At 74.3% G+C, this 369-nt stretch carries 1 protein-coding gene; it reads left to right on the top strand.

Annotated elements, in window-relative coordinates:
• On the top strand, positions 1-369 hold a 369-nt coding region (locus tag PUR71_RS00755), incomplete at both ends, for an AMP-binding protein (protein ID WP_329924317.1).

Raw genomic sequence — 369 nt, 5'->3', positions numbered from 1 at the left:
CCTCCCGCGCACCGCGGAACTGCTCGTCGCCCTGCTCGCCGTCCAGAAGTCCGGAGCCGGCTACGTCCCGCTCGACCCCCAGCACCCGGCCGAGCGCCTCGGCTACGTCCTGACGGACGCGCGGCCGTCCCTCCTCCTCACGACGCGGGAGACGGCCGCCACCCTCCCGGCGACCGGCACCGCGGTGCTGCTGATCGACGACCCCGCGGTGTCCGAACAGCCGGACGGGCCTCTCGAGGTGGTCCACGACGGCCGGACGCCCGCCTACGCGATCTACACCTCCGGCTCCACCGGCCGCCCCAAGGGCGTCGTCATCCCCCGCGCCGCACTCGACAACTTCCTCACCGACATGTCCGCCCGCGTCCCGAT

The organism is Streptomyces sp. SP17BM10, assembly GCF_036322405.1.
Lineage (GTDB): Bacteria > Actinomycetota > Actinomycetes > Streptomycetales > Streptomycetaceae > Kitasatospora.
Note: the sequence above shows the minus strand (reverse complement) of the source record. Positions and strands in the feature narration are given on the sequence as shown.